The sequence below is a fragment of the Bosea vestrisii genome (genome assembly GCF_030144325.1).
Classification (GTDB): domain Bacteria; phylum Pseudomonadota; class Alphaproteobacteria; order Rhizobiales; family Beijerinckiaceae; genus Allobosea; species Allobosea vestrisii_A.
Window position 1 is genome coordinate 5,491,006 of the sequence record NZ_CP126307.1, and the last position, 26,408, is coordinate 5,517,413.

The 26,408-nt window shown below is 66.4% G+C and carries 33 protein-coding genes and 1 pseudogene; 25 read left to right on the forward strand and 9 right to left on the reverse strand.

From position 1 onward, the window contains the following. Positions 1 to 57: 57 nt before the first annotated feature. Positions 58 to 1,266 (reverse strand): MFS transporter, encoded by a 1,209-nt coding sequence (locus tag QO058_RS27045; RefSeq protein ID WP_284169305.1) that lies wholly within the window; start codon positions 1,264 to 1,266, stop codon positions 58 to 60. Between the two features lie 68 nt (positions 1,267 to 1,334). Between QO058_RS27045 and QO058_RS27050 the strand changes: the two genes are divergently transcribed. From QO058_RS27050 to QO058_RS27110, 13 genes are all read left to right on the forward strand, one after another. Beyond that, positions 1,335 to 1,769: a helix-turn-helix domain-containing protein gene (locus QO058_RS27050; RefSeq protein WP_284169306.1), complete on the forward strand. Its 435-nt coding sequence runs from the start codon at positions 1,335 to 1,337 to the stop codon at positions 1,767 to 1,769. Between the two features lie 108 nt (positions 1,770 to 1,877). Beyond that, positions 1,878 to 3,176: a serine hydroxymethyltransferase gene (gene glyA, locus QO058_RS27055; protein WP_284169307.1), complete on the forward strand. Its 1,299-nt coding sequence runs from the start codon at positions 1,878 to 1,880 to the stop codon at positions 3,174 to 3,176. A 76-nt stretch (positions 3,177 to 3,252) separates the two neighbouring features. Beyond that, positions 3,253 to 3,495, forward strand: coding sequence for a hypothetical protein (locus QO058_RS27060; protein ID WP_284169308.1), 243 nt, complete (start codon positions 3,253 to 3,255; stop codon positions 3,493 to 3,495). Next, positions 3,495 to 3,956, forward strand: coding sequence for a PIN domain-containing protein (locus QO058_RS27065; RefSeq protein WP_284169309.1), 462 nt, complete (start codon positions 3,495 to 3,497; stop codon positions 3,954 to 3,956). Before QO058_RS27060 ends, QO058_RS27065 begins: the two co-directional genes overlap by 1 nt. 9 nt (positions 3,957 to 3,965) lie before the next feature. Then, positions 3,966 to 4,463, forward strand: coding sequence for a transcriptional regulator NrdR (gene nrdR / locus QO058_RS27070; protein ID WP_284169310.1), 498 nt, complete (start codon positions 3,966 to 3,968; stop codon positions 4,461 to 4,463). Further along, on the forward strand, positions 4,456 to 5,586 hold the full coding sequence (gene ribD / locus QO058_RS27075) for a bifunctional diaminohydroxyphosphoribosylaminopyrimidine deaminase/5-amino-6-(5-phosphoribosylamino)uracil reductase RibD (protein ID WP_284169311.1): 1,131 nt from the start codon (positions 4,456 to 4,458) through the stop codon (positions 5,584 to 5,586). Before nrdR ends, ribD begins: the two co-directional genes overlap by 8 nt. Further along, complete coding sequence (locus QO058_RS27080; protein WP_284169312.1) at positions 5,586 to 6,233, forward strand: riboflavin synthase; 648 nt, start codon at positions 5,586 to 5,588, stop codon at positions 6,231 to 6,233. The genes ribD and QO058_RS27080 overlap by 1 nt, the downstream gene beginning before the upstream one ends. A gap of 33 nt (positions 6,234 to 6,266) precedes the next feature. Further along, positions 6,267 to 6,764, forward strand: coding sequence for a 6,7-dimethyl-8-ribityllumazine synthase (gene ribH, locus QO058_RS27085; RefSeq protein WP_284169313.1), 498 nt, complete (start codon positions 6,267 to 6,269; stop codon positions 6,762 to 6,764). Next, complete coding sequence (gene nusB, locus QO058_RS27090) at positions 6,761 to 7,228, forward strand: transcription antitermination factor NusB (protein WP_284169314.1); 468 nt, start codon at positions 6,761 to 6,763, stop codon at positions 7,226 to 7,228. Before ribH ends, nusB begins: the two co-directional genes overlap by 4 nt. Before the next feature lie 8 nt (positions 7,229 to 7,236). Next, positions 7,237 to 8,232, forward strand: coding sequence for a thiamine-phosphate kinase (gene thiL, locus QO058_RS27095; protein WP_284169315.1), 996 nt, complete (start codon positions 7,237 to 7,239; stop codon positions 8,230 to 8,232). 35 nt (positions 8,233 to 8,267) lie between these two features. After that, a complete protein-coding gene (locus tag QO058_RS27100; RefSeq protein WP_284169316.1) occupies positions 8,268 to 9,473 on the forward strand; it encodes an MFS transporter in 1,206 nt (401 codons plus the stop codon). A gap of 71 nt (positions 9,474 to 9,544) precedes the next feature. Then, on the forward strand, positions 9,545 to 10,342 hold the full coding sequence (gene allE, locus QO058_RS27105) for a (S)-ureidoglycine aminohydrolase (RefSeq protein WP_284169317.1): 798 nt from the start codon (positions 9,545 to 9,547) through the stop codon (positions 10,340 to 10,342). A 268-nt stretch (positions 10,343 to 10,610) separates the two neighbouring features. Further along, the gene (locus QO058_RS27110; RefSeq protein WP_284169318.1) at positions 10,611 to 12,767 is read left to right on the forward strand and encodes a sodium-translocating pyrophosphatase; all 2,157 of its coding nucleotides are present in this window, start codon (positions 10,611 to 10,613) and stop codon (positions 12,765 to 12,767) included. 124 nt (positions 12,768 to 12,891) lie between these two features. Here the strand turns inward: QO058_RS27110 and QO058_RS27115 are convergent, their stop codons facing one another. Beyond that, positions 12,892 to 13,374, reverse strand: coding sequence for a hypothetical protein (locus QO058_RS27115; protein WP_284169319.1), 483 nt, complete (start codon positions 13,372 to 13,374; stop codon positions 12,892 to 12,894). Next, positions 13,374 to 14,183, reverse strand: coding sequence for a hypothetical protein (locus tag QO058_RS27120; RefSeq protein ID WP_284169320.1), 810 nt, complete (start codon positions 14,181 to 14,183; stop codon positions 13,374 to 13,376). Before QO058_RS27120 ends, QO058_RS27115 begins: the two co-directional genes overlap by 1 nt. On the opposite strand from QO058_RS27120, the gene QO058_RS27125 reads away from it, so the two are divergent. Beyond that, positions 14,148 to 15,068 carry a DMT family transporter gene (locus QO058_RS27125; RefSeq protein ID WP_284169321.1) on the forward strand — a complete coding sequence of 307 codons (921 nt, stop codon included), beginning with the start codon at positions 14,148 to 14,150 and terminating at the stop codon, positions 15,066 to 15,068. The genes QO058_RS27120 and QO058_RS27125 overlap by 36 nt on opposite strands. Positions 15,069 to 15,143: 75 nt before the next feature. On the opposite strand, the gene QO058_RS27130 is transcribed toward QO058_RS27125, so the two are convergent. Further along, positions 15,144 to 15,641, reverse strand: coding sequence for an outer membrane protein assembly factor BamE (locus tag QO058_RS27130; RefSeq protein WP_284169322.1), 498 nt, complete (start codon positions 15,639 to 15,641; stop codon positions 15,144 to 15,146). A gap of 174 nt (positions 15,642 to 15,815) precedes the next feature. Here QO058_RS27130 and QO058_RS27135 point away from each other — a divergent pair, with 174 nt between their 5' ends. From QO058_RS27135 to sugE, 7 genes are all read left to right on the forward strand, one after another. Beyond that, positions 15,816 to 16,316 carry a ubiquinol-cytochrome C chaperone family protein gene (locus QO058_RS27135; protein WP_284169323.1) on the forward strand — a complete coding sequence of 167 codons (501 nt, stop codon included), beginning with the start codon at positions 15,816 to 15,818 and terminating at the stop codon, positions 16,314 to 16,316. After that, entirely contained in the window at positions 16,313 to 16,864 is a 552-nt protein-coding gene (locus QO058_RS27140) for a YceD family protein (RefSeq protein ID WP_284169324.1), read from the forward strand. The genes QO058_RS27135 and QO058_RS27140 overlap by 4 nt, the downstream gene beginning before the upstream one ends. 112 nt (positions 16,865 to 16,976) lie before the next feature. Beyond that, positions 16,977 to 18,047, forward strand: coding sequence for a phosphate acyltransferase PlsX (plsX, locus tag QO058_RS27145; RefSeq protein ID WP_284169325.1), 1,071 nt, complete (start codon positions 16,977 to 16,979; stop codon positions 18,045 to 18,047). A 109-nt stretch (positions 18,048 to 18,156) separates the two neighbouring features. Further along, positions 18,157 to 19,134: a beta-ketoacyl-ACP synthase III gene (locus QO058_RS27150; protein WP_284169326.1), complete on the forward strand. Its 978-nt coding sequence runs from the start codon at positions 18,157 to 18,159 to the stop codon at positions 19,132 to 19,134. Positions 19,135 to 19,336: 202 nt separating this feature from the next. Beyond that, positions 19,337 to 19,651, forward strand: coding sequence for an integration host factor subunit alpha (locus QO058_RS27155; RefSeq protein ID WP_284173039.1), 315 nt, complete (start codon positions 19,337 to 19,339; stop codon positions 19,649 to 19,651). 35 nt (positions 19,652 to 19,686) lie between these two features. Then, positions 19,687 to 20,241, forward strand: coding sequence for a MerR family transcriptional regulator (locus QO058_RS27160; RefSeq protein ID WP_284169327.1), 555 nt, complete (start codon positions 19,687 to 19,689; stop codon positions 20,239 to 20,241). Between the two features lie 129 nt (positions 20,242 to 20,370). After that, positions 20,371 to 20,685 (forward strand): quaternary ammonium compound efflux SMR transporter SugE, encoded by a 315-nt coding sequence (gene sugE, locus QO058_RS27165; RefSeq protein ID WP_284169328.1) that lies wholly within the window; start codon positions 20,371 to 20,373, stop codon positions 20,683 to 20,685. 27 nt (positions 20,686 to 20,712) lie between these two features. On the opposite strand, the gene QO058_RS27170 is transcribed toward sugE, so the two are convergent. After that, positions 20,713 to 20,883: a hypothetical protein gene (locus QO058_RS27170; RefSeq protein ID WP_156412303.1), complete on the reverse strand. Its 171-nt coding sequence runs from the start codon at positions 20,881 to 20,883 to the stop codon at positions 20,713 to 20,715. Between the two features lie 149 nt (positions 20,884 to 21,032). Between QO058_RS27170 and QO058_RS27175 the strand changes: the two genes are divergently transcribed. Further along, positions 21,033 to 21,536 (forward strand): YciE/YciF ferroxidase family protein, encoded by a 504-nt coding sequence (locus QO058_RS27175; RefSeq protein WP_284169329.1) that lies wholly within the window; start codon positions 21,033 to 21,035, stop codon positions 21,534 to 21,536. Between the two features lie 19 nt (positions 21,537 to 21,555). On the opposite strand, the gene QO058_RS27180 is transcribed toward QO058_RS27175, so the two are convergent. Then, complete coding sequence (locus QO058_RS27180) at positions 21,556 to 22,509, reverse strand: LysR family transcriptional regulator (protein WP_284169330.1); 954 nt, start codon at positions 22,507 to 22,509, stop codon at positions 21,556 to 21,558. Positions 22,510 to 22,604: 95 nt separating this feature from the next. Then, positions 22,605 to 23,024 (reverse strand): DoxX family protein, encoded by a 420-nt coding sequence (locus QO058_RS27185; RefSeq protein ID WP_284169331.1) that lies wholly within the window; start codon positions 23,022 to 23,024, stop codon positions 22,605 to 22,607. 184 nt (positions 23,025 to 23,208) lie between these two features. Here QO058_RS27185 and QO058_RS27190 point away from each other — a divergent pair, with 184 nt between their 5' ends. Together QO058_RS27190 and QO058_RS27195 are read left to right on the forward strand one after the other, a co-directional pair. After that, complete coding sequence (locus tag QO058_RS27190; RefSeq protein WP_284169332.1) at positions 23,209 to 24,141, forward strand: ring-cleaving dioxygenase; 933 nt, start codon at positions 23,209 to 23,211, stop codon at positions 24,139 to 24,141. 69 nt (positions 24,142 to 24,210) lie between these two features. Continuing rightward, positions 24,211 to 24,858: an alpha/beta hydrolase gene (locus tag QO058_RS27195; RefSeq protein ID WP_284169333.1), complete on the forward strand. Its 648-nt coding sequence runs from the start codon at positions 24,211 to 24,213 to the stop codon at positions 24,856 to 24,858. A 6-nt stretch (positions 24,859 to 24,864) separates the two neighbouring features. Here the strand turns inward: QO058_RS27195 and QO058_RS27200 are convergent, their stop codons facing one another. Together QO058_RS27200 and QO058_RS27205 are read right to left on the reverse strand one after the other, a co-directional pair. After that, positions 24,865 to 25,014 (reverse strand): hypothetical protein, encoded by a 150-nt coding sequence (locus tag QO058_RS27200; protein WP_284169334.1) that lies wholly within the window; start codon positions 25,012 to 25,014, stop codon positions 24,865 to 24,867. 105 nt (positions 25,015 to 25,119) lie between these two features. Beyond that, a pseudogene (locus QO058_RS27205) lies at positions 25,120 to 25,954 on the reverse strand (3-oxoadipate:acetyl-CoA acetyltransferase). A 156-nt stretch (positions 25,955 to 26,110) separates the two neighbouring features. On the opposite strand from QO058_RS27205, the gene QO058_RS27210 reads away from it, so the two are divergent. Next, positions 26,111 to 26,395: a hypothetical protein gene (locus QO058_RS27210; protein ID WP_284169335.1), complete on the forward strand. Its 285-nt coding sequence runs from the start codon at positions 26,111 to 26,113 to the stop codon at positions 26,393 to 26,395. Positions 26,396 to 26,408: the final 13 nt, after the last annotated feature.

A 26,408-nucleotide genomic window follows, 5' to 3' on the forward strand; every position in this document is an offset into this window, starting at 1 on the left:
CACTCGATCTGTGAAATAGAGCAGAGCGGGCGCGATGCCGCATTCCATATCGCCGCACTATTGCCTGCGCAGCCGGCCGGCGCCACCCGCCAGCACTGCTGTTGCAGTCATCGCGGCGAGCAGCACGGCCGTGCCGCCGAAGAGGGCAGGATATCCATAGCCTGCGATCAGAGGCGTGCTGAGCAGCGGCGAGCAGAACTGGCCGATGAAGATCGAAGCGGTGAGGATGCCGCCGGCAAGCCCGCGCTTCTGCATTGGTGCAAGGTTCAGGGCGAGGGCGATGAAGCTCGGCGAGACCAGGGCGTAGCCTGCGCCGATGGCCGCGACGGCGGCGAAGATCGCCGGGGTCGCCGCGGCGGTGACCAGCAGCAGGAAACCCACGGCCATGGCGCCATAGCCCAGCGCGAAGATGCCGGCATAGCCGACGGCGCGCTGGATGCGCGGATAGAGCAGCGCGAAGCCGCCACCCGACAGCATCAGCACGCCGAGCGCCGTGCCGGTCATGATCGCGCTGTCATAGCCCTGCGCATCCAGGAAGAAGGACAGCTGCGTCGGCATGATGAAGAAGATCATGTTGGTGACGGCCTGCAGCAGCACCAGCGAGGCGAAGAGGAGCCGCCAGGGGGAGCGATCGCCGCCGGCGTCTGCCAAGGCGGCACCAGCGGCGCGCGACAGGCGCGGCGGATCGACGATCACCAGCCACATCAGCGGCAGGAAGGCCGCCGCAAGGCCGTAGATGGCGAAGGGCAGGCGCGGCGAGATCGCCGCGGCCCAGCCGGCGGTGAGGATGAAGACGAGGCCGCCGAGATTGCGGGCTGAGATCTGCAGGCCGGTCAGGGCGTTGCGGTCATCGCCGCTGAAGTAGTCGCCGATCAGCGCCGTCTGCGCCGTCATGATCAGAGCGACGGCGACGCCGAGCACGAGGCGGCTCAAGAAGATCGCCGGTAGATTCGGCAGGAGTAGCCCGGCACAGCCCGAAATCACGAAGAGGACCACGCCGACGAGCAGCAGCTTGCGGCGTCCGATCCGGTCGGCCGCGAGTCCCGCGAGCGGGGCGCAGATCGCAACCGCGAGCGAGGGTGCAGGCACCAAGAGCCGCGTCAGCAGCGCGGCGTTGGGATCGTCCGCGAACACGCGTTCGAGCCCCGGCAGCGCCGGGGCGATCGTCGCGTTCGCCATCGTCGTGAGCGATGCCGCCATCAAAAGGGCGATTGCGCGCCGGTCCTGCCAGATCGGAATTTGCTTTGTAGCGAGAATGGCTTCCATGATGTTCCTCTTGCCGAAATGAATAAGTTCGGCAGAGTGTACGAATTCAAGCCGACTTGAGGTCAAGCATGCGCGTTCTGGATATCGGAGAGGTCGCCGAGCGCTCCGGCATCGTGCCATCGACCTTGCGCTATTACGAGGAGATCGGCCTGATCGCCTCGCTCGGGCGGCATGGCCTGCGGCGGCAGTTCGATGGCGACGTCCTGCTGAAATTGTCGCTGATCGCCATGGGCAAGGCGGCCGGCTTTTCGCTGGAGGAGATCGCCGGCATGTTCGGGCAGGACGGCCGGCCCGATATCCCGCGCGACCAGCTGCGCGCGAGAGCGAACGAACTGCAACGGCAGATGGTCGAGTTGCGCACGCTGCGGGATGTCCTGCACCACGTCGCCGACTGCCCGGCGCCGAGCCATCTGGAATGCCCGACCTTCCGCAAGCTGATGCAGGCGGCATCGCGCGAGAGGCTGGTTTATCGCCCGTCCCGCAAGTCGCCACGGACACGGTGAATCGCCGCCTCCCGCGGCCATCTATCACTGGACAGCCCCACTTCGCATGATAGGGACCGCCCACGGGGCCAGGCCGCGATCGGCCGCCGCATTCTTCAGGAGCCGGACATGACCGAAGCCGCGCTGGACAAGCACCTCTCCAACTCCTTCTTTGGCGCGTCGCTTGCCGATGTCGATCCGGAGATCGCCCGCGCCATCGAGCTCGAGCTCGGTCGCCAGCGCGACGAGATCGAGCTGATCGCCTCGGAGAACATCGTCTCGCGCGCCGTGCTCGAGGCGCAGGGCTCGGTGATGACCAACAAATATGCCGAGGGCTATCCGGGCCGGCGCTATTATGGCGGTTGCCAGTTCGTCGACATCGCCGAGAAGCTCGCGATCGAGCGCGCCTGCCGCCTGTTCGACTGCCAGTTCGCCAATGTCCAGCCGAACTCCGGCAGCCAGGCCAACCAGGCCGTGTTCATGGCGCTGATGCAGCCGGGCGACACCTTCATGGGCCTCGACCTCGCCGCCGGTGGCCATCTCACCCATGGCGCCCCGGTCAACCAGTCGGGCAAGTGGTTCAAGGTCGTGCCCTACGGCGTCTGCGTCGTCGACCAGGTCATCGACTATGACGCGATGGAGCGTCTCGCGGTCGAGAACAAGCCGAAGGTCATCGTCGCCGGCGGCTCGGCCTATGCCCGTCATTGGGACTTCGCCCGCTTCCGCGAGATCGCCGACAAGGTCGGCGCCTATTTCATGGTCGATATCGCCCATTTCGCCGGGCTCGTCGCCGGCGGCGCCCATCCCTCGCCGTTTCCGCACGCCCATGTCGTCACCACCACCACGCATAAGACCCTGCGCGGCCCGCGCGGCGGCATGGTGCTGACCAATGACGAGGCGATCGCCAAGAAGATCAATTCGGCCGTGTTCCCCGGCCTGCAGGGCGGGCCGCTGATGCACGTCATCGCCGCCAAGGCCGTCTCCTTCGAGGAGGCGCTGCGGCCGGAGTTCAAGACCTACGCTCACGCCGTCGTCGCCAACGCCAAGGCGCTGGCCGAGACGCTGAAGAGCAAGGGCTTCGACCTCGTTACCGGCGGCACCGACAACCACCTGATGCTGGTCGACCTGCGCTCGAAGAAGGTGACCGGCAAGGCGGCCGAGGCTGCGCTCGGGCGCGCCCACATCACCTGCAACAAGAACGGCATCCCCTTCGATCCGGAGAAGCCGATGGTCACCTCGGGCATCCGCTTGGGTACCCCGGCAGCGACATCGCGCGGCTTTGGCGTCGCCGAGTTCAAGAAGGTCGGCGAATTGATCGCCGAGGTGCTCGACGGCCTCGCCGCCAATGGCGAGGAAGGCAATGCCGCGGTCGAGCAGGCGGTCAAGGCCAAAGCTCACGAGCTGACCGCGCGCTTCCCGATCTACTGAGCAGGACTGCGGCTTCGCAGGGCGACTTGAATAGGTCGCCCTACGGGGTTACATACATGTCGGCGAGGAGGCTGATATGAGCCGTCAGAGCGTAACCATGCGCGAGCTTCAGAAGATGTCGGCAGGTGCCATCCAGGCCTTGCCGCATCCTGTCCCGATCAAAAGCGGCTCGGCCACGGTCGGGCTGCTGGTGCCGGTCAAGAAGCCGGATACGGCGCGGATTTCCGCTGCGCTGAAGCGCAGCGATGCTTACCATGCGACTCTTTCGTCCGAGACGAAGCTACGCCTTGAGCGCTTTCTCGGCGAACGTGACGATTGATGCGAGAGCCGTCGGAAACGCTCGTCGTCGACGCGAACATCGTCCTGAGCGCAGTGCTGGGTTTCCGGTCCAGGCCGCTGCTGGAGCGGATCAGCGCCCGGCGCGCGCTGGTGATCTCGTCGGAGGCTTCGCTGGAAGTGAGGCACGTGCTTTCGCGGCTCGATCCTGGCGCTTCTGTCTTGATCGAGATCGCGGACGAAATCCTCGAAGCCATCGAAGTGGTCGAGACGGCTCGCTATGACGATAATCTGACATCGGCTGAACGGAGTCTTCGTCAAGCCGTCGCCTCCCGCAATGGCAGCGTCAACGACGCCCATGTCCTTGCGCTCGCCTGGACCTATGATGCCGACATCTGGTCGCATGATCGCGATTTCGCCGGAGCCGGCTGGCCGTCCTGGTCGAGCGCCAATCTCGCCGCTGCCCTGGTCGATGAGGCCGGACGCGAGGCTCAACCCGTCTGAAAGCCCGCCATGCGTTGTCCCTATTGCGGCTCCCTCGACACGCAGGTGAAGGATTCGCGGCCGACCGATGATCATGCCTCGATCCGGCGTCGGCGCGTCTGTCCCGATTGCGGCGGGCGTTTCACCACCTTCGAGCGCGTGCAGCTGCGCGAGCTGACCGTAGTCAAGCGTTCGGGCCGGCGCACCGTCTTCGATCGCGACAAGCTGCAGACCTCGATCGAGGTGGCATTGCGCAAGCGCTCCGTAGCGCCCGAGCGCGTCGAGCGCATGGTCAATGGCATCGTCCGCCAGCTCGAAAGCTCCGGCGAGGGCGAGGTCCAGAGCTCGGCGATCGGCGAATTGGTCATGGAAGGGCTGAAGGCGCTCGACGACGTCGCCTATGTCCGCTTCGCCTCGGTCTACAAGAACTTCCGCGAGGCCCGCGACTTCGAGGAGCTTCTCGGCCAGCTCGGCAGCGACGAGATCGAGACCGACACCAAGCCGGCGCCTGCTCGCGACGATGCCTGACCAGGATGAGATCGACCGCGCCTTCATGGCGCGAGCGCTGGAGCTCGGCGCGCTTGGGCTCGGCCAGACCTGGCCGAATCCGAGCGTCGGCGCCGTGGTCGTGCGCGATGGCTCGGACGGCCCCGTGGTCGTTGGCGAGGGGCGCACGCAGCCCGGTGGCCGGCCGCATGGCGAGGCGATGGCCTTCGAGCAGGCCGGAGCGGCCGCAGGCGGCGGCACGCTCTACGTCACGCTGGAGCCCTGCTCGCATCGCACGATCCGCGGTGGGACACCTTGCGTCGAGCGCACCCTGCTCGCCGGCGTCAGGCGCGTCGTCTCCGCCATGGCCGATCCCAATCCGCAGATCGCCGGGCTCAGCCATGCCCTGCTGCGCATGGCGGGTGTGGAGGTCAAGGTTGGCATGCTCGAAGATCAGGCGCAGCGCAGCCATCGCGGCCATGTGCTGCGGGTGACGCAAGGCCGGCCGATGGTGACCTTCAAGGTGGCGCGCACGGCCGATGGCTTCGCCGGCGGGGCAGGGGGCGCGAGGCTTGCCATCTCCTGTCCGGAATCGGGCGAATGGGTGCATCGCCTGCGTGTCAGCCATGATGCGATCATGCTCGGCATCGGCAGTGTCCTCGCCGACGACCCGCTGCTGACCGTGCGCCTGCCGGGCTTGGAAATCCGCTCGCCCGTCCGCGTCGTGCTCGATTCCGCGCTGCGCCTGCCGCTGACCGCCAAGCTGGTGCAGGGCGCTGCGACCGTGCCGCTCTGGGTAATCGCGGCCGAGGACGCGCCGGTCGCCGCGGAGGAGAAGCTGGTTACCGCCGGTGTCGAGGTCATGCGCGTCTCGCGCGCTGCCGACGGCCATCTCGACCTCGGTGAGGCGCTGCGCCTCCTAGCGACGCGCGGCATCACCCGTGTTTTCTCGGAAGGTGGCCCGACCGTCGGCGAGCAATTGGCACTGCAAGGCTTCGCCGACGAGGTCATCGTCTCGACCTCGCCGAAGCCGTTAGGCGGCGATGGCATCGTCGCCGTCAGGCCGGGGCTTGCAGCCTTGCTCGCCGATCCCGAGATTTACGCCGTCACTGAAGCGGGGCAGATCGGCTGCGACCGCTTCGAACGTTTCACGAGGATCGCCTGATGTTCACCGGCATCGTCACCGCCATCGGCACCGTCACCCGCGCCGAGAGCAAGGGCCCGAGCCTCAAGCAGTTCGATATCTCCTGTCCCTGGGAAGCCTCCGGCATCGAGATCGGTGCCTCGATCGCCTCCGCCGGCGTCTGCCTGACCGTGACGGCACTGAACCCGCGCGAGGATGGCGAGCCCGGCTGCGTCTTCCAGGTCGAGGCCGCAGCCGAGACCCTGGCGATGACATCGGTCGGCGAGTGGGCGCCCGGTACCAAGATCAATCTCGAACGCTCGCTCAAGATGGGCGACGAGCTCGGCGGCCATCTCGTCACCGGCCATGTCGACGGCGTCGGCAGGATCCTGAAGATCGACGAGATCGCCGCCGACCCCAGCGAGCTCTGGGGCGCGACGGCGCGCTTCCATATCCGCGCCCCGCAAGGGCTCGCCCGCTTCATCGCCGCCAAGGGCTCGATCTGCCTCGACGGGACATCCCTGACCGTCAACACGGTCGAGGACGATGTCTTCACCGTGCTGCTGATCCCGCACTCCTTCAGCGTCACCACCTGGGGCGAGCGCAGGCAGGGAGACGGCGTCCATGTCGAGGTCGATCTGATGGCGCGGTATGCCGCGCGGCTTGCGGAGGCGCGCCCGGGCGGCTAACCAGCGTCCTCAATCCCAGACGAGGACTTCATCATGGCCGGACCCCGGCAATCATCGGCTGTTTCGGTCACCCCGCTCGACGGCGCCCGCGTGCTCGTGGTCGAGGCCCGCTTCTACGACACGCTCGCCGACGAGCTGCTGGCTGGCGCGCTTGCCGTACTGGAGAAGGCAGGTTGCCGCGTCGACCGCGTCACCGTTCCTGGCGCGCTCGAAATCCCTTCGGCCATCGTCATCGGCCTGCGCGCTGCTGACGAATCCGTCGACCCCTATGAGGCCGTGGTCGCGCTCGGCACCGTCATTCGCGGCGAGACCGGCCATTACGACATCGTTGCCGGCGAAAGCTCGCGCGCCCTGATGGACCTCTCGGTCGCCTTCGCCCTGCCGCTCGGCAACGGCATCCTCACCGTCGAGAACGATGCGCAGGCCTGGGCCCGCGCCAACCGCAGCGAGATGGACAAGGGCGGCGGCGCGGCGGAAGCTGCGCTCGCAGTGCTGCGTTATAAGCGCTCGCTGGCGGAGGAGTCGAAATGAGCCGATCCGAGATGCGCCGCGGCGCCCGGCTCTCGGCCGTGCAGGCGCTCTACGAGATGGAGATCGGCGGACGCGGCGTGGTCGAGGCCATGGCCGAGTTCGAGGCCTTCTGGATCGGCAAGGAGGTCGAGGACATCGAACTCCCCAAGGCCGAGATCGCCTTCTTCCGCGACCTGCTCGGCGGTGTCGTCCGCGAGCAGCGCCTGGTCGATCGCTCGGTCGACGAGACGCTGGCCTCCGGCTGGCCGTTGAAGCGCATCGAGGCGGTGGTCCGCGCCATCCTGCGCGCCGGCGCCTATGAGCTCGCCTTCCGCAAGGACGTGCCGGCCCGCGCCGTGATCTCGGAATATGTCGCCGTCGCCCGCTCCTTCTACGAGGGCGAGGAGGTCGGCATGGTCAACGCGGTGCTCGACAAGCTGGCCCGCGACGTCCGCGCCGAGGAATTCGACGCGCCGGCGGCTTGAGCGAAGCCATGGCCGGACCCCAGACGCCCGGCGAATTCGAACTGATCGCCCGCTATTTCGCGCCGATCGCCGGCCGTGACGGGCTTGGCCTCGTCGACGATGCTGCCCTGCTGCGCCCGGCGCGCGGCTATGAGCTCGTCGTCACGGCGGATGCGCTCGTCGCGGGGGTGCATTTCTTCCCCGACGATCCGCCCGCCTCGATCGGGCGCAAGGCGCTTGGCGTCAACCTCTCCGATCTCGCCGCCAAGGGCGCGAAACCCGATGGCTTCGTGCTGACGCTCGCTCTACCGAAAGGCTGGACGGAGGACTGGCTTGCCGGCCTGGCCGAGGGGCTCGGCGCCATGGCTGGCGAGGGCGGCTGCCCGCTGATCGGCGGTGACACCGTTTCGACTCCCGGACCGCTGATGCTCTCGATCACCGCCTTCGGCAGCGTCCCGGCCGGACGCATGCTGCTGCGCTCCGGAGCGAAGCCAGGCGATGTCATCGCCGTCACCGGCACCATCGGCGATGGCGCGCTCGGGCTGAAGGCGCATGGGCCGGATCGCCCCGCCTGGGTCGGCAAGCTCGCTGAAGCCGACCGCGCCTTCCTCGCCGACCGCTATCTGCACCCGCAGCCCCGTACTGCATTCGCTTCCGCCCTGCAGAGCCATGCTTCGGCCGCGATGGACATCTCCGACGGTCTGGTCGGCGACCTCGCCAAGCTGCTGGCAGCCTCGAAAGCCGGGGCCGAGATCGATCTCGACGCGGTGCCGCTCTCGCCCGCGGCCCGCTCTGCCGTCATGGCCGATCCCGCGCTGGCGGAACTGGCCTGGACTGGCGGAGACGACTACGAAATTCTCTGTACGGTCACTGAGAGAGAATATCCTTCTCTGTCTGCTGCCGCCGAGGCGGCGGGGCTCGGCTTGGCGCGCATCGGGCGTGTGACCGCCGAGGTCGGGACCGTGCGCTATACCGAAGCGGGCCGGTCGCGAACCTTCGCACGCGGCTCCTTCGCTCATTTCTGACGGCGGCCACGTAGCCGCGAAGGGCGGCGGCTGCGATGAACCAGCATGTTCCGGTGATGGATGGCGACTTACTCGCCAGGCGCAACGCGCTGGTGCTCGCCGGCGCTCAGGCGCTCGGAGGCGCGAGCCCGGCGATCGTGATTTCGCTGGGCGGCATCGTCGGCTCGCAGCTGGTCGCGAATCAGGCCTTCGCCACCGTCCCGGTGAGCCTGATGCAGCTTGGCCTCGCCGCCGGCGTGATCCCGGCGGCGTTCATGATGCGCCGGCTCGGCCGCCGCAGCGGCTATGTCATCGGCGCGCTGCTCGGCGCGGTTGGCGCCGCCGTTGCCGCGGCTGGAGTGGCCGAGCGCTTGTTCTGGCTGTTCTGCCTCGGCACGTTCCTGTGCGGGCTCTATGGCTCCTATGTCCAGAGCTACCGCTTCGCCGCAGCCGACACGGCGAGCGACAGCTTCAAGCCGCGCGCCATCTCCTGGGTGATGATCGGGGGGCTGGCGGCAGCAATCATCGGCCCGCAATCGGTCTACTGGACACGTGACCTGACGCCGGCTGCACCTTTCGCCGCGAGCTTCCTGGCGCAGGGCGCGCTCGCCTTGCTCGCGATCGGCGTCGTGCTGGCGCTGCGGGCGCCGCCGGTGGCGCCGGCGAAAGCCGGCGGCGGCCGGCCGCTATCCGTGATCATGCGCCAGCCGAAGTTCATCGCCTCGGTGATCGCAGCGCTGGTCACCTACGGGCTGATGAGCTTCGTCATGACCGCGGCGCCGCTCGCCATGGTCGGCTGCGGCCACAGCGTCGGTGACGCCGCGCTCGGCATCCAGTGGCATGTGCTCGCCATGTTCGCGCCGAGCTTCTTCACCGGCCGCCTGATCGCGCGGTTCGGCAAGGAGAAGCTCACCGCCGCCGGCCTGGTGCTGACCGCGCTCGCCGCCGTGGTCGGCCTCAACGGCCTCAGCGTCGCGCATTTTTGGATCGCGCTCGTGCTGCTCGGGGTCGGCTGGAACTTCGGCTTCATCGGCGCGACCGCATTGGTCACCGACTGCTACCGGCCTGAAGAGCGGGTCAAGGTCCAGGCCGCCAATGATTTCCTCGTCTTCGGCTCGGTCGCGATCGCGTCATTCTCCTCCGGCGGCCTGCTCAGCGCCGGCGGCTGGGACAGCGTCAACTGGCTGGTCTTCCCGCCGGTCGCGATCGCCCTGGCGCTGGTGGCCTGGCAAGGTCTGCAAACGCAGGCGCGGCCCGCTTGAGGCGACTTTCCTCGCTTAGGTAGAGCCGGCAAGATCGGAGGCCTTACCTGCCCTCGAGGAAAGGCTTTCCCATGCGCCCGCATCAGCTTCCCGCGACTCCCGGACGGCCTGCTCCTGGGGCGATCGGCCATAATCGCGGGGTGGTGCGGCCGAACTACGCCTTCATGCCGCCCGAGGGCGTGCTGGTCAGCCGCCTGCCGCATCTCGACGACACGGTCGTGCGTGTCCTCGCCGCGCCGGTGCTCGGCGCGCGTTTCGCGCAATATCTGCTGGAGATTGAGCCGAAAGGGGGCACGCCGGTGCCGTTCCGCGAGGACGGCATCCAGCACTTCTACTATGTCCTTTCGGGCACCGGCCGCTTCGCCATCGGCGATGCGGCGGCAATGGAGCTGCGGCCAGGCAGCTTCGCCTATGTCCCGCCCGGTACCGCCTTCTCGCTTCGCAATACCGGTTCGGAGCAGTTGCGCGTACTTGGCCTGCGCAAGCGCTACGAGGCGGTTGGCCTGCCGCAGCCGGACCCGATCCTCTCTCATCGCGACGAGGTTCCGGTCACCAACCATACGGGCATGGACGGACGCGGCTTCCAGTTCCTGCTGCCGCGCGGCGATATGCGCTTCGATTTCGAGATGAACCTGATGTGGTTCAAGCCGGGCGCCTATTTCCCCGATGTCGAGACCCATGTGATGGAGCACGGGCTCTACATGTTGGAAGGGCAGGGCCTCTATTTTCTCGGCACCGAATGGCACGAGATTTGGGCCGGGGATTTCATCTGGATGGGCGGATTCTGCCCGCAGCAATATTATCCGACCGGGTTCGGCGACGCGGCCTATCTGCTCTACAAGAACGTCAATCGCGACGTCGCGCTCTGACCAGACGGAGCCGTTGCTGCAGGCGGGATGATGCGCTGCGCATCGATCCGCGCCCGCCTGCCTGACATTCGTGCGATTTTGTCAGCTGAGCCGTTTGCGATTCCGGCGGAAACTGGGCAACAATCTCGCCAACACTGGCGATCGGCGCTGCGGGCCTGATTCTTTGTGAGGCCCAGCGGAGCCGTTCCCTGCGTTCAACAACCCGGAAAACCGGGATCCGTCGGGGCGTCCTGCCCCGGGTGACGAATTCTCAGGGATAGGAAATTCGATGTCGGCCTTGCTCATCATCATACTCTTGAGTGCGTTATCGATCGTCTACGGCCTATGGGCCTATGGCGACGTGATGAAACGCGATGCCGGCAACCAGCGCATGCAGGAGATTTCCGGCGCGGTGGCGGAAGGCGCGCAGGCTTATCTCAAGCGCCAATACGTCACCATCGCCATGGTCGGCGCCGTCCTTTTCGTCGGTCTGACCTATCTGCTCGGTACCTATGTCGGCATCGGCTTCCTGATCGGCGCCGTGCTCTCGGGCGTCGCCGGCTTCATCGGCATGAACGTCTCGGTCCGCGCCAACGTTCGTACCGCCCAGGCGGCGATGCAGTCGCTCGGCGACGGCCTCGACGTCGCCTTCAAGGCGGGCGCGGTCACCGGCATGCTGGTCGCGGGCCTCGCCCTGCTCGGCGTCGCCGGCTATTACGGCTTCCTGACCTCGATGAAGAGCTTCGAGCCTTCCAGCCGCACCGTCATCGACTCGCTCGTCGCGCTCGGCTTCGGCGCCTCGCTGATCTCGATTTTCGCCCGCCTTGGCGGCGGCATCTTCACCAAGGGCGCCGATGTCGGCGCTGACCTCGTCGGCAAGGTCGAGGCCGGCATTCCGGAGGATGATCCGCGCAACCCGGCGACGATCGCCGACAATGTCGGCGACAATGTCGGTGACTGCGCCGGCATGGCCGCCGACCTGTTCGAGACCTATGCGGTGACGCTGGTCGCGACCATGGTGCTCGCCGCGATCTTCTTCGCCGGCCAGCCCACGCTGGGGGCGATGATGCTCTACCCGATGGCGATCGGCGCAGCCTGCGTCGTCACCTCGATCATCGGTACCTTCTTCGTCAAGCTCGGCGCCAACCAGTCGATCATGGGGGCGCTCTACAAGGGCTTCATCGCCGCCGGCGTGCTCTCGGTCGGCGCCATCGCCGCGGTCAACTACCTGATGTTCGGCGGCTTCTCGGCCTCGTTCACGACGGGGCAGGGCGCGACCTTCACCTCGGGCGCCCTGTTCGGCTGCGCGCTGGTCGGCCTCGCGGTGACGCTGCTGATCGTCGTCATCACCGAATACTACACCGGCACCGGCAAGCGCCCGGTCGTCTCGATCGCCCAGGCCTCGGTCACCGGCCACGGTACCAACGTCATCCAGGGCCTCGCGGTCTCGCTGGAATCGACGGCGATGCCGACCATCGTGATCATCGCCGGCATCATCGTCTCCTACGGCCTCGCCGGCCTGTTCGGCATCGCCATCGCCACCACCGCGATGCTGGCCCTCGCGGGCGTCGTCGTCGCGCTCGACGCCTTCGGCCCGGTCACCGACAATGCCGGCGGCATCGCCGAGATGGCCGGCCTGCCCAAGGAGGTCCGCCACTCCACCGACGCGCTCGACGCGGTCGGCAACACCACCAAGGCGATCACCAAGGGCTACGCCATCGGCTCGGCCGGTCTCGGCGCGCTGGTGCTGTTCGCTGCCTACACCTCGGACCTCAATTTCTTTGTGGCCGAGGCCAACAAGGCGGGCTCGACGACCTTCCAGTACTTCAAGGGCGTCGTCGTCGATTTCTCGCTGTCGAACCCCTATGTCGTCGTCGGCCTGCTGCTCGGCGGCCTCATCCCCTTCCTCTTCGCCGGCATGGGCATGACTGCGGTCGGCCGCGCCGCCGGCTCGGTGGTTGAGGAAGTCCGCCGCCAGTTCAAGGAGAAGCCCGGCATCATGGAAGGCACGGAGCGGCCGGATTACGCCCGCGCCGTCGACCTGCTGACCAAAGCGGCGATCAAGGAGATGATCTTGCCGTCGCTGCTGCCGGTGCTGGCGCCGTTCGCCACCTTCTTCGTCATCAACGCCATCGCCGGCAAGAACCAGGCCTTCGCCGCCGTCGGCGCCATGCTGATGGGCGTGATCGTCACCGGCATCTTCGTCGCGATCTCGATGACCTCGGGCGGCGGCGCCTGGGACAACGCCAAGAAGAGCTTCGAGGACGGCTTCGTCGACAAGGACGGCGTGCGCCACATGAAGGGCTCGGAGGCGCACAAGGCCTCGGTCACCGGCGACACCGTCGGCGACCCCTACAAGGACACGGCGGGCCCTGCCGTGAACCCGGCGATCAAGATCACCAACATCATCGCTCTGCTGCTGCTCGCTATCCTGGCGCATTCCTGAGCGCGAGAGCCGTCTGATCAAGCACGGACCCCGCGGAGCGATCCGCGGGGTTTTCATTTGCGCTCAAGGCTTTGGGGCGATCGGTTGATTCGATTTGGGGAGAGCTTGAATCGGGCTGTGAGCCTCACTCCATCCGCGTCGCGACCAGCGGCGAGTACAGGTTCGAGGTCGCGTTCATCTGCTCGCACCCTTCGGCCGCGTTCACGAAGGTTTCCTTGCAGGGCTTCGGCGCGCCGGCGACCTGTTTCCAGGTGATCACGAGCGTCTTCGGCGCACTGTAAACCCAGGTGCCGGTGTTGTGTGCCTTGCCGGGCGGCGTGCGCGTATTGAACGGCGACGTCTTGCTCGACTTCGCGACGCCGTCGGGACCGAGATAATAGAACCAGGTGCCGCCATCCCATACGCGCCACCAGCCCATCGGCCAGGCCAGTTCGGCAGATCCGGCGCCGGACAAGCGCACGAGGTGCGTCCACTTGCCCGGCGAGGCGAGCATGAAGCCGGGCGTCGAGCGCACGCCCAGATCCGTGTCCTGTGCTTCGATGATCGTGCCGGTTGCGCTGACATAGCCGATATGGTGATCGGCCTTGACCAGTATGTCGCCGTCCATCAGCGCGGATGGTCGCTGCCCTGCCTTGAAATCGAAGACCTGCTTGCCACCCCCGGCTTGCGCCAAGCGCCGATGTCGAGCTGCCAGACAGCGCCGCTCGCTTTCCAATAGCAGTAGCTGATGAAGCCGACACAATCGAAGTGGCGGATGCCCTTGCAAGACTGGCCCCAGACGAGTTTGCCACCGCCATCGCCGCCATTCTGACCCGGCCCAAAGGCGCGTCGCGGCGTGAGATGCTCCTTGTGGTTCTGCCAGCTCGACGGCGGTTTGCCTTTCAGCGAATCGAGATAGGCAACGAGGTCCGCTGCGGTTTCCGTCGTAACGTCGCCGGGAAAGGTGGTGTAGTTGCCGGCGCAGACACAATAGGTCTTGATCGACATCGTCGCCGCGTTGACGGCGAGGTTGGCCTTCTTGTTCGCCGAGTTGAGCTTCGGGTTCAGGTTGTCCTCGTCAGCGATCAGCGAGATCCCGCCGGATCGACACGGGCAGCCATCGTTGAGTCCGGGCGTCGCGCCATAGCCGCCATTGATGTAGTGGCTGCCGACGAGCTTCTGTGCAATCGCGATCACGCGCCGGCCAAGTTCCGGGTTCATGGTGAACTCCATCTGCCGCTGATTTTCGAGCCTACGCTCCTGGCTCGCGCGGTGCCAAGGCAAATCCCGCAGCTGAGGTCGGCACGATGATCGCGGCTCGATACGGCCGGGACCGTAGCGTTCGCGACAGCACTGGGCCGGCAATGCTGGCATGGTCTGCACGTCCTCAAGGAGCGCCTCATGACCACGCCTGCCAGCACCTTCGCCGCCCGTCATGGTCAGCTTTCCGACATTGCGCTGCTGGTATTTCTGGCTGTGCTCTGGGGCGCCTCCTACAGCTTCATCAAGCTCGGCGTCGAGACGATCCCGCCGTTGACCCTGATCGCGGCGCGGACGCTGATCGCCGGCGCGATCCTCCTCGTCATCATCCGCTGGCGCGGGCTGAAGCTGCCGCGCGATCCGGTGATCTGGCGGCGCTTCCTGATCCAGGCCTGCCTCAACAGTGCCGTGCCGTTCACGCTGATCGCCTGGGCCGAGACCAGCGTCGATGCCGGCCTCGCCGCGATCCTCAACGCCGGCTCGCCGATCTTCGCCTTCCTTCTGAGCCTGCTGCTCTTTCGTGCCGAGGCGGCCGCGGGCCGCAAGCTCTTCGGCGTCGCCGCCGGCATGCTCGGCGTCTGCCTGATCATCGGCGTCGAGGCACTTTCGGGCGTCGGCCGCGAGCTCTGGGCGCAGCTCGCTCTGGTCGCGGCAGCTGCCTGTTATGGCGGGGCGGCGCTGTTCGGGCGCAATTTCAAGGGGCTCGACCCGATCATGCCGGCGGCCGGCTCGCTGATCTGCGGCGCCGTGATCCTGATCCCCTTCAGCCTGCTCATCGACCGGCCCTGGGCGCTCTCGCCGTCACCTCAGTCGATCCAGGCGCTGCTGGCGCTGTCGGTATTCTCGACCGCGCTCGCCTTCATCATCTATTTCCGGCTGATCGACCGGCTCGGCACGGTCGGCACGACCTCGGTCGCCTATCTGCGTGTGCCGACAGGCGTCGCCATCGGCGTCCTGTTCCTCGGCGAGCGCCTGAGCGCGACCGCCTGGGCCGGGCTTGCTCTGGTGATCGTCGGCGTGTTCGCGATGACACTGCCGGAGCGGAAGGCGAAAGCCGATTGAACATCCGGGCCGGAGAGAAAGAAAAAACCCCGCGGCAGCGCCACGGGGCTTTTTGCATTCGGTGCGGACAGGCGCCTATGAGGTGCCGAACGGCGAGAACTTGGTGACGCCTCGGAACAGGTTGCGCAGGAAGCTCTGCTCCTCGCCGCCGGTCGTGGTGGTGCGGCTGATGAAGTCAAAGATCACGCCATCCTGCAGGCCGTAATTGGCGATGCGCTCGACCTTGAAGCCCTTGTTGAAATAGATCACCAGGACCTGCTGGTCGATGACGGCAAACTCCTGGAACTGGAAGCGCCGGCGCACCCTTTGGCTGATGTAATAGAAGGTGCGGTTGCCGACGGTCGAGGTGGTCGATGGCGTGCCGAGCGTGGTCAGCACCGTCTGCACGTCCATGCCGGGCTTCACCTTGGCGATCAGCTCATCGTCCATGACGAAGCCGCGGGTGAACTCCTCGTTGAGGCCGGCCGAGGTCGGGGTGCGGAAGCCGAGATTGGTAGCGGTGCCGCAGCCTGCCAGCGGCAACGCGGCGGCCAGCGAGCCGATCAGGACGGTACGGCGGGTCGGAGCGGTCATGCTTGGAGGATCCGGAGGCAGGCGCGCGGTGCTGCCGCGCTTGTCAGGGTGGGTGCGCTTGGCGTAACGCCCGAGCATGGCTTTGGCAAGGCAAGTCGCTTTTTAGCCAAGCAAGTTGGGAAAGGTGGGGTAGAGGCTGTGATCTTCGGCCTGTTCGGCAGGAAGCGCGCGCGGATGGCACCGGTCAATGCGGTGCTGGAACGCGTCGTCTCGGCCTCGCGCGAGCCCGCGCTTTATCGAGAGGGACGCGTGCCCGACGATTTCGAGGGGCGCTTCGAGGCGCTGACGCTCCATCTCTTCCTGGTTCTGCGCCGCCTGCGCGAATTGCCGGCGCCGGCTGCCGATGTGGCGCAGGATCTGATCGACGCGAGCTTTGCCTATCTCGAGCTCGGCTTCCGCCAGGGCGGCATCAGCGACATCGCCGTGCCGAAGCGGATGAAGAAGATCGGCCGCAGCTTCTATGGTCGCATCAGCGGCTATGAGGAGGCGCTCGCCGCCGCGTCGCCAGCTGCGCTCGAGGCGGCTCTGCTGCGCAATGTCGGTGCCGGGGTTGATGCGCCGACACTTGCGCGCCATGTCAGGACCACCGCCGCCGTCTTGGCCACGCGCACGCTCGACGATATCCTCGCCGCCGATCCCTTGTTCCCGCACTTCGCAGACAGCATCGCCACATGACCGCTTCCAGCCAGGATACATTGCCGTTTTCGCACCCGCTCCGCGTCGAGACCATCACCTTGCGCCCCGTCGCCGTCGATTTGGCGGCGGAGCAGGGCGAACTCGCCGCGGTTGCGAGTTTCCTCGGTGTCGCATCGGCCGAGGCGCTGAAGGCGAGCTATTCGCTCTCGCGCAATGGCGAGCGGGTCAAGCTCGAGGGCATGATCAAGGCGAGCCTGCACCAGAACTGCGTCGTCACCGTCGATCCTTTCCCGGTCGAACTCAACGTGCCGGTCAAGCTCGACTTCGCGCCGGAGGCCGAGATCGCCGCCATGGCGCGACCGTCGGAGGATGACGAGATCGACATCGAGGTGTTGATGAACGAGGAAGACCCGCCGGAGCCGATCATCGACGGCACGATTGATCTGGGCCTGGTCACGCTCGAATTCCTCGCGCTCGCGCTCGATCCCTATCCGCGCAAGCCTGGCGTCGCGTTCAGCGAGCCGGCACCCGAGACGCCAGCCGAATCGCCTTTCGCCGCGCTCCTGCAGCTGAAACGCGGCGAATGATCGCTAAAAACATCAACGCTTTGGCTTGCGGCGGGCGGCCAACCCGCTATGGTCCGCCGCCCGCCCGGCCACCCTGGCAGGGGGCACAGGCCCTGGAATTGACCACCTTCTCATGACACGCCCGGTTACAATCGCGCTCGACGCCATGGGCGGGGATCACGGCCCATCCGTTGTCATTCCGGGCGCCGCGCTCACGCTCGAACGTCGCCCCGATGCGAGGTTCGTGATCTTCGGCGACGAGGCGCTGGTCCTGCCGCTGCTCGATGCCCATCCGAAGCTCAAGGCGGTGACGACCTTCCACCACACCGAGGTCTCGGTGAAAATGGACGACAAGCCGAGCCAGGCGCTGCGCTATGGCCGCTACAAATCGTCGATGTGGCGCGCCATCGACGCGACCAAGATCGGCGAGGCCGACGTCACCGTCTCGGCCGGCAACACCGGCGCGCTGATGGCGATGTCGAAATTCTGCCTGAAGTCGATGCCGCAGGTCGACCGGCCGGCGATCGCCTGCCTGTGGCCGACGGTCCGCGGCGAGAGCGTCGTGCTCGATGTCGGTGCCACCATCGGCGCCGATGCCCAGCATCTGGTCGATCTTGCCGTGATGGGCGCCGCCATGGCGCGCGTCGTCTTCGACATCGATCGGCCGAGTGTCGGCCTGCTCAATGTCGGCGTCGAGGAGATCAAGGGTGTCGAGGCGGTCAAGGAAGCGGGTCGCATCCTGCGCGAGAGCAACCTGCCGCATCTCGATTATCACGGCTTCGTCGAGGGCGACGATCTCGGCAAGGGCACCGTCGACGTCGTCGTCACCGAGGGCTTCACCGGCAATATCGCCCTGAAGACCGCCGAAGGCACGGCCAAGCAGATCGGCGAGTATCTCCGTGCGGCGATGGGCCGTTCGCTGATGTCGAAAATCGGCTATCTTTTAGCCCGTGGCGCCTTCGCGGCGCTGAAGGACAAGATGGACCCGCGCAAGGTCAATGGCGGCGTCTTTCTGGGTCTGGAAGGCATCGTGATCAAGAGCCATGGCGGCACGGATGCCGTCGGGTTCGCCAGCGCGACCGAACTCGGTTACGAGATGGCGCGCGAGAATCTGATGGCCAAGGTGCGTGAGATGGTCGCCGCGACGGCGCGGCCCGGCTCAGCTCCGCAGGTCGTAGGAGCCGGATCCGATCAGATTGGATAGTCTGTCGGTGAATCCGTCCCCATATGGAGTAAGAGACCGTTTTACCGATCAGCATGCGCTGCAAGCTGATCGGAACGGGCTTACGGGCGAGTAGGGAAGAGAAACGTCCTTGTCCAGAATGCGATCCGTCCTGCGCGGCTGCGGCTCCTATCTGCCGGCGCGAATCCTGACCAACGCCGAACTGGCGAAGCAGGTCGACACCAACGATGAATGGATCGTCCAGCGCACCGGCATCCGCGCCCGCCATATCGCGGCCGATGACGAGACCACCGGCACCCTCGGCCTGAAAGCGGCTGAGGCTGCGCTCGCAGATGCCGGGATCCCGGCGAGCGAGGTCGACCTCATCATCGTCGCGACCGCGACGCCCGACCACACCTTCCCTGCGACCGCGACCGAGATCCAGGCTGCGCTCGGCATCAGCCACGGCGCAGCCTTCGATCTGCAGGCCGTCTGCTCCGGCTTCGTCTTCGCGCTCGCCACCGCCGACAAGTTCTTGACCAGCGGCGCGGCGAAGACCGCGCTCGTCATCGGCGCCGAGACCTTCTCGCGCATCCTCGACTGGGAGGATCGCAGCACCTGCGTGCTCTTCGGCGACGGCGCCGGCGCCGTGGTGCTCAGGGCGGAGCAGGGCAACGGCACGCTCGCCGATCGCGGCGTGCTGACGACCCATATCCGCTCCGACGGCCGCTATATGAACAAGCTCTATGTCGATGGCGGGCCGGGCTCGACCAAGACAGTGGGCTTCCTGCGCATGGAGGGCCGGGAGGTCTTCAAGCACGCGGTGGTCAACCTGGCCGACACCGTACGCCATACTTTTGAGGAAACCGGGCTCACCGGCGCCGACATCGACTGGTTCGTGCCGCACCAGGCCAATCGCCGCATCATCGACGCCACCGCCCACAAACTCGGTATCAGCGAGGACCGGGTGGTCATCACCGTCGACAAGCACGGCAACACCTCGGCTGCCTCGATCCCGCTCGCTTTGGCGCAGGCCCATTCGGACGGGCGGATCAAGCCCGGGCAGCTCGTCCTGATCGAAGCCATGGGTGGCGGTTTCACCTGGGGCTCGGCGCTGATCCGCTGGTAGCGGCGTCGGTTTGATCGACCAAGCTAAGCGCTTTGGATTTATGACATTTTCTTAGCGGTCGTCAGCGCGGATTTTCCGCGTTTTTCAACCTGTGCGAGCGCGCCGAGGATTGACCGCAATCGCCTCGCCGCCTAGCGTCCGGCTCCGGTGGGGCGAGGTTGATAGGGACGCCGCTGTTTGAAGAAACGCCTTGGAGGAACTGATGGCGGGGCAAACGATTACGCGGGCTGACCTGTGCGAGGCAGTCTATCAGAAGATCGGCCTGTCGCGGACAGAGTCGTCCAAGCTCGTCGAAGTGGTGTTGGACGAAATCTGCGACGCGGTCGCGCGTGGGGAAAACGTCAAATTATCCTCGTTCGGCTCCTTCGTGGTGCGCGACAAAGGCGAGCGAATCGGGCGTAATCCGAAAACCGGCGTCGAAGTTCCGATCGAGCCGCGTCGCGTGATGGTGTTCAAGCCGTCGAACGTGATGAAGGCGAAGATCAACGGACTGAACGGCGCGGGCGAGGAAGAGTGACTCTGGAGTTCCACGACGGCGCATATGAGGCCGAATTGGATAACAAGAGCCCAGACGCATTCAGAACCATCAGCGAGGTCGCAGACGACCTCGACATTCCCCAGCATGTCCTGCGTTTCTGGGAAACGCGCTTCTCCCAGATCAAGCCGCTGAAGCGCGGCGGCGGCCGGCGCTATTACCGGCCCGACGATGTCGCCCTGCTGAAGGGCATCCGCCGCCTGCTCTACGGCGAGGGCTATACCATCAAGGGCCTGCAGCGCATCCTGAAGGAACAGGGGCCGCGCCATGTCCAGGCGATCGGCCGCGGCGGCGAAATCCTCGGCGCTCCCGCTGCCCAGCCTGCTGCGTCAACCGCACCGGCGCGCCCGGAGCCGATGCCGGCGCCGCCATCGGCGCAGTACCATCATCCTGCAGCTGTCGCCGAGCCGGGTTTCGCCGCGAAGGCGCTGCTTTCCTCCCTGCCGCGTTCGGCCCAGCCGCTGATTGGCGCCGACGATCTTGCCTTCCTGAAGGCAACGCTTTCCGAACTGATCGAATGCCGCCGCCTGCTACACAGCGCCCTGGCGACCGCGGCCGCGGAGGACGCCTGAGCGCTGCCGGCGCTTGAACCTCTGAGCAAGGATCGTTAGATCAGCCGCGAGGACGACCTCCGCGGTGCCTTGAGCCTGCGTTTCCTAACAGGCGTGGACGACCCCGCCCTTCTCATGAGGAGGGCCGCCATGGCCTGGACTTATCTTTTCTTTGCCGGTCTGTTCGAAATCGGCTGGGCGATCGGGCTGAAATACACGCACGGTTTCACCCGCCTCATCCCGACCGTTCTGACGGTCGGCAGCATGGTGGTGAGCCTTGGCCTGCTTGGCCTCGCGCTGAAGAGCCTGCCGCTCGGCACGGCCTATGCGATCTGGACCGGGATCGGCACGATCGGCACCGCCACTCTCGGCATCATCCTGTTCGGCGAGCCGGCGACGGCGCTGCGTCTCGCCTGCATCGGCTTGATTGTCGCCGGCATCGTCGGGCTGAAGCTCGTCTCCTGAGGCAGCTCGCCAAGCTGAGCCGGCGGCTCACTGCCGCCGGAACGCCTCGGGCCAGAAGCCGTTGCGCTCGAGCAGCACGATCACGACGATGACCGCCAGGGTCACGACGACGGTCATCAGCTTGGCGTTCCAGGGGACGTGGCGGCCGACCAGCCAGATCAGCGCCATGCCGGCGAGCAGGGGAATGAGCAGTTCCATGGCACGAGCCTAGCTCAGGTGAACGCAGGCCGCATCCATCATCGGAACTCCGGAACAGTTCGCAGCCGCATACGTTGCAGCGACAGGGAAGCACGTTGCCGGCAGGCGGCGTCGGACAGCAATCCGGACAACTCGAACAGGAGGAAGGCATGGGCCTCTTTTCCAAGGATATCAAGACGATGGACGATCTCTTCGTGCATCAGCTCCAGGACATCTATTACGCCGAGAAGCAGATCACCAAGGCGCTGCCGAAGATGATCGAAAAAGCGACGGATACGCAGCTGCGCAGCGGGCTGCAGGCTCATCTGGGCGAGACCGAAGGCCATATCCGCCGGCTCGAACAGGTCTTCCAGCAGCATGGCGCCGAAGCCAAGGGCGTCGACTGCCCGGCGATCGACGGCATCCTCGAGGAGGCTGACGAGGTGACCGGCGAAGTCGAGGACAAGCAGGTGCTGGATGCGGCGATCATCGCCGCGGCGCAGGCCGTCGAGCACTATGAGATCACCCGCTACGGCACGCTGACCGCCTGGGCAAAGCAGCTCGGCCGCGAGGATTGCGCCGCGCTGCTGCAGCAGAACCTCGACGAGGAACATGCCGCCGACAGCAAGCTGACCAAGCTGGCGGAATCCGGGGTCAACCGCCAGGCGGCCTGACGCCTGATCCGGCCGTTCTTCAGGCCTCTGCCGGCGAGGGCGCCTCGGCGTCCTCCCGGCCTGTCGCGCCGCCTTCCATCAGTGGCCGTAGCTTGGTGAGCTCGGCGGCCATGAAGTCGAGGAAGAGGCGCACCCGCGGCGAGTGGCGTAGATCAGGATGGGTGAGCAGCCAGAGATCGGCGGCGTAGCCGGTCTGTGGTGGCGCGAGTCGCACCAGCGCGGGGCGCTTGTCGGCGATGAAACAGGGCAGGAAGCCGATGCCGATGCCGGCCTCGACCGCTTCCGCAAGCCCCAGAACGGTGTTGAGCTTGTAGACCGTCTGGTCGGCCGGGATGTGCTTTTGCCGATATTGCACCACCTTGAAATTGCTGAACTGGTCGCCGAGCGAGATCCAGCGCAGCTGCGTAAGTTCCGCCTGGTCGGAGGGGGCGCCCTCCGGAAAGTCGATCGCGCGCCCGTACAGCGCCCAGCCGATCTGGGCGACGCGCCGGCCGATCAGGTTCTCTGGCGGATTGTCTGTGGCGCGGATCGCGACATCGGCGTCGCGCTTACTGAGATTGAGGGCCTGGTTTCCGAGCAGCACATCGAGTTTGATGTCCGGGCATTGCCTCATGAAGGCGGCAAAGAGCGGCGTCAGCAGCTCGACCAATAGCGAGTCGTTGGTGGTGACGCGCAATTCGCCCGCCGGCAGGATCTCGCGGCCGGCGAGACGGCGGGTGAAGCCGGCGATGTCGGTTTCCAGCCGCTCGGCCAGGCCGGCCATCTCCTCGCCCGCGGGTGTCGGCACATAGCCGGAGCGGTGTCGCTCGAACAGGCGCGTGCCCAGAGAAGCTTCGATCTGGCCGAGCCGGCGGAAGACGGTGGAGTGGTTGAGGCCGATCAGCTCGGCGGCGGCTGGAAGGCTGCGCGCTTCGGCGATGGCCCTGATCAGCCGAAAATCGTCCCAAGCGATAGGTGAGGCGGCATTCGGCAAGGGACGGCTCCGGGCGAAAGAGGCTGCCCTGAACATGGTACGGGCGACAGGTTGCAGCAACCTGTCGCCCGTTCTGGCTGACAACGAGATGACGTTCAGGCGAGGGCGGGCTTCGGTGCAGTGCCGGCCGGACGCAGCGCCAGGGCGCCATCGCCGATCAGGACATGGGCAAGGGCGGTGAGCGCAAGGAAGGCGGGATATTCCCAGCCGCCGTTCGGGGCGGTGAACAGCCAGCCATTGGGGGCGTGGACGCTGAGCGCGCCGAGCAGGATCGGCAGCAAGGCGAGCGAGACATAGCGGCCATAGAAGCCCGTGAGGATGGCAAGTCCGCCGAGCGTCTCCGCCAGGATGATCGGCCAGGCGAGGAGGCCGGGCAGGCCGATCTGGCCGAGGAAGCCGGCGAAGCCGGGAACGGTGAAGATGGCAAGCTTCAGATAGGCGTGGGCGATGAACATGGTGCCGAGCGCGATGCGCAGGGCGAGCGCGCCATAAGGAGCGAAACGGGTATCGATCATGGTTATTCTCCGAAGGACCGGGTTGGGCTGCAACAGAAACTGCTCTCAGCTTGATCGCAATTCCAGTTGGTATATCGACAGATCGACATTGCATCAGAGCAATGATGAGCCACTGACTTTCCGGTCTCGCCGCCCCATCTTGGCGTCAACGAGGGCAGCCCCTTGCAGCCCGGAGGACGACATCATGCAGATCAACGGCATCCACCACGTCACCGCCATCGCCGGCCCGGCGCGCCGCAATCTCGATTTCTACAACCGCGTCCTCGGCCTGCGCCTGGTCAAGAAGACGGTGAACTTCGACGATCCGACAACCTGGCATCTCTATTTCGGCGATGCCGGCGGCAGCCCGGGCACAATCCTGACCTTCTTCCCCTGGGATCATGTCGCGGCCGGCCGGCTCGGCGTCGGCGAGACCGAGGTGACCAGTTTCCGCATCCCGGAAGCGGCGATCGGCTACTGGACGCATCGGCTCATCGCGAGCGGTGTCGCACATGACGTGCCCCAGAAGCGCTTCGGCGAGACCGTGCTTGCCTTCCGCGACCCGGACGGCATGCGGCTCGCGCTGGTCGCGGTGCCCGGCAGCGAGAGCGAGCCGGCCTGGGACAATGGCGAGGTGCCCGTCGAATTCGCGATCCGCGGCTTCCACGGCGTCACCCTGCTGCTCGACAAGACGGAGACCACTGCAGCGATCCTGCGCGACGTCTTCGGCTTCGTCGAAGCCGGCCGCGACGGCAATACCGTCCGCATGCGGGCTGAAGGCACGGCCCATGGCGGTGTCGTCGACCTGCGCGCTGCCGGCGGCTTCCTGCCGGCGAGGATGGGCGCAGGCTCGGTGCACCATATCGCTTTCCGCGCCGGCGACGACGCGGAGCAGGCGCGGATGGTGAAGACGCTGACCGAGACGTTCGGCCTGCGACCCACGGAGCAGAGGGACCGGTTCTATTTCCGCTCCGTCTACTTCCGCGAGCCTGGCGGTGTGCTGTTCGAGATCGCGACCGATGCGCCCGGCTTTGCCATCGACGAGCCGGCCGACGATCTCGGCAGCACGCTCAAGCTGCCGGCGCAGTACGAGCCGCGCCGCGCCGAGATCGAGGCCATCCTGCCGGCGCTGGCTTGACACTCAAAATGCGCTCCGCTTTCGGGCGGGCGCTCCTCACCGAACTTCATCGTGAAAGGAGGCCGTGCCATGGCACTTCCTGTATCAACCAGCGCGTCCGAAACCTTTGTCCATCGCTTCGAGCCGGGGACCGCGCCCGGCCTGCCGCCGCTCCTGTTGCTGCACGGCACCGGCGGCGACGAGAACGATCTCTTGCCGCTCGGGCGCACCGTCGCGCCGGGCGCGGCGTTGCTCTCGCCACGCGGCCGCACCTTGGAAGCCGGCATGCCGCGCTTCTTCCGCCGGCTGGCCGAGGGCATCCTCGACGAGGACGATCTGCGCCGGCGCACGCATGAGCTCGCCGATTTCATCGAGCAGGCGAGAGCGGAGCATGGGCTGCCGGCGCCGATCGCGCTAGGCTTCTCCAACGGCGCCAACATTGCCGCTGCGATGCTGCTCCTGAGGCCAGAGGTGCTCTCGGGGGCCGTGCTGCTGCGAGCGATGTCGCCCTTCGTCAAGCCGCCTGCGGCGACGCTGGGTGGCAAGCCGGTGCTGATCGTTTCCGGCAGCGTCGACCCGGTCGTGCCGGAGGAGAATGCGGCGCGGTTGGCGGCGACGCTCAGCGGGGCAGGGGCCGCCGTCTCGCATCGCAGCCTGCCGACGGGGCATGGCCTGTCGCAGGCGGATCTGCGGTTGGTGCGGGATTGGGTGGCGGAACGTCAGGCGCGCGCGGCCTGACGCGGGTTATGCACCGGGCCTGATGTGCTTCGAGAGATAGCACATCAGGCCGAGCCCGCCGAGCATCACCGAGATCATATAGGGGCCGAACAGGCAGGCGACGAACACGGCCGCGATGAAGCCGAGCATCAGGCTGTTACGCCAGTCCAGGGTCATGACGGGCCTCCACGAATCGATGCCAGTATCATGAAGGTAATGTTCGCTCTGTGAACCGCATTTGAACAGAATACGTTAACAAAACCTTGATCTTGCGGGCGCGCCTCATGCAGCTTCGGGCAGTTTCAGAAGGCGCCGCGCCTCCGCCGCACTGGCTGGTCGGCGGCCATATTCGGGGCAGAGCGCGACGATGCGCTCGACCAGCGCGGCGTTCGACGGCGCCAGCCTGTCGCGGTCGAGCCGGACATTGTCTTCCAGCCCGGTACGGCAGTGGCCGCCGAGCTCGAGCGACCAGCGGTTGAGCGTGATCTGGTCGCGGCCGATGCCGGCACCGGTCCAGGTCGCGTCGGGGACGAGGCGCTTCAGCGTTGCGATGTAGAATTCGAAGACGGTGCGGTCGACCGGCATGGCGTTCTTGACGCCCATGACGAACTGAACATGCAGCGGCCCCTCGATCGCGCCCGCCACACCCATCTCGACCGCCTTGAAGATCATCGACAGGTCGAAGGCCTCGATCTCCGGCTTGACGCCATGGACCTTCATCTCGGCCGCGAGCCAGTCGACCAGCTCCGGACTGTTCTCGTAGACCCGGGTCGGGAAGTTGCAGGAGCCGGTCGAAAGCGAGGCCATGTCGGGCTTGAGCGGAATCATGCCGCCGCGCTCGCGGCCTGCGCCGGAACGCCCGCCGGTCGAGAACTGCACGATCATGCCGGGGCAATGCTTGCGCAGGCCTTCGAGCAGCAGCCCGAAGCGCTCGGGGTCGGAAGTCGGCGCGCCCTCGTCGCTGCGGACATGGCAATGCGCCAGGCTCGCCCCGGCCTCGAAGGCCGCTTGCGTCGATTCTGACCTGCTCGGGAATCGTGATCGGGACCGCCGGATTGTCGCGCTTGCTCGGCAGCGAACCGGTGATCGCGACCGTGATGATGCAGGGCGTGGTCATGCGGTGGCCTCCAGTCCCGACTCAATCAAGACGATTCTGCCGCTGTCGGCAAAGTCCCGATCGGCGTTTCATGCCAGGAAATGCGCGGCAGCGGCACCTATGCCGTCTTCGCGCGTTGTCCTCGCGGAGCCGCGATGCGGCACGGAGAACAATGCCATGATGTTCCAGCTTTTCGAGGCCATCGCTGACAGGGTGCGCGATCAGGCGGCCGACTATGCCGACGCGCAGGCGCGGATCGGCGCACGAACCCTCGCGCACGTCGTTGATCCCTTCAATATGACATCCGCCATGGTCGAGTCCTCGCCTGCATCTGCGTTGACTGCCGACGCAGACTTGCATCCGCCTCGTCCGAGGAGCGCGCGTCGCGCCAAACGTAACTCTGGCCCCGCCGTCAAGCGACCCTCGCGCCCAAGCCGACGTCCCGCAGCGAACTTCGCTTGACCGTCCCCTGCTT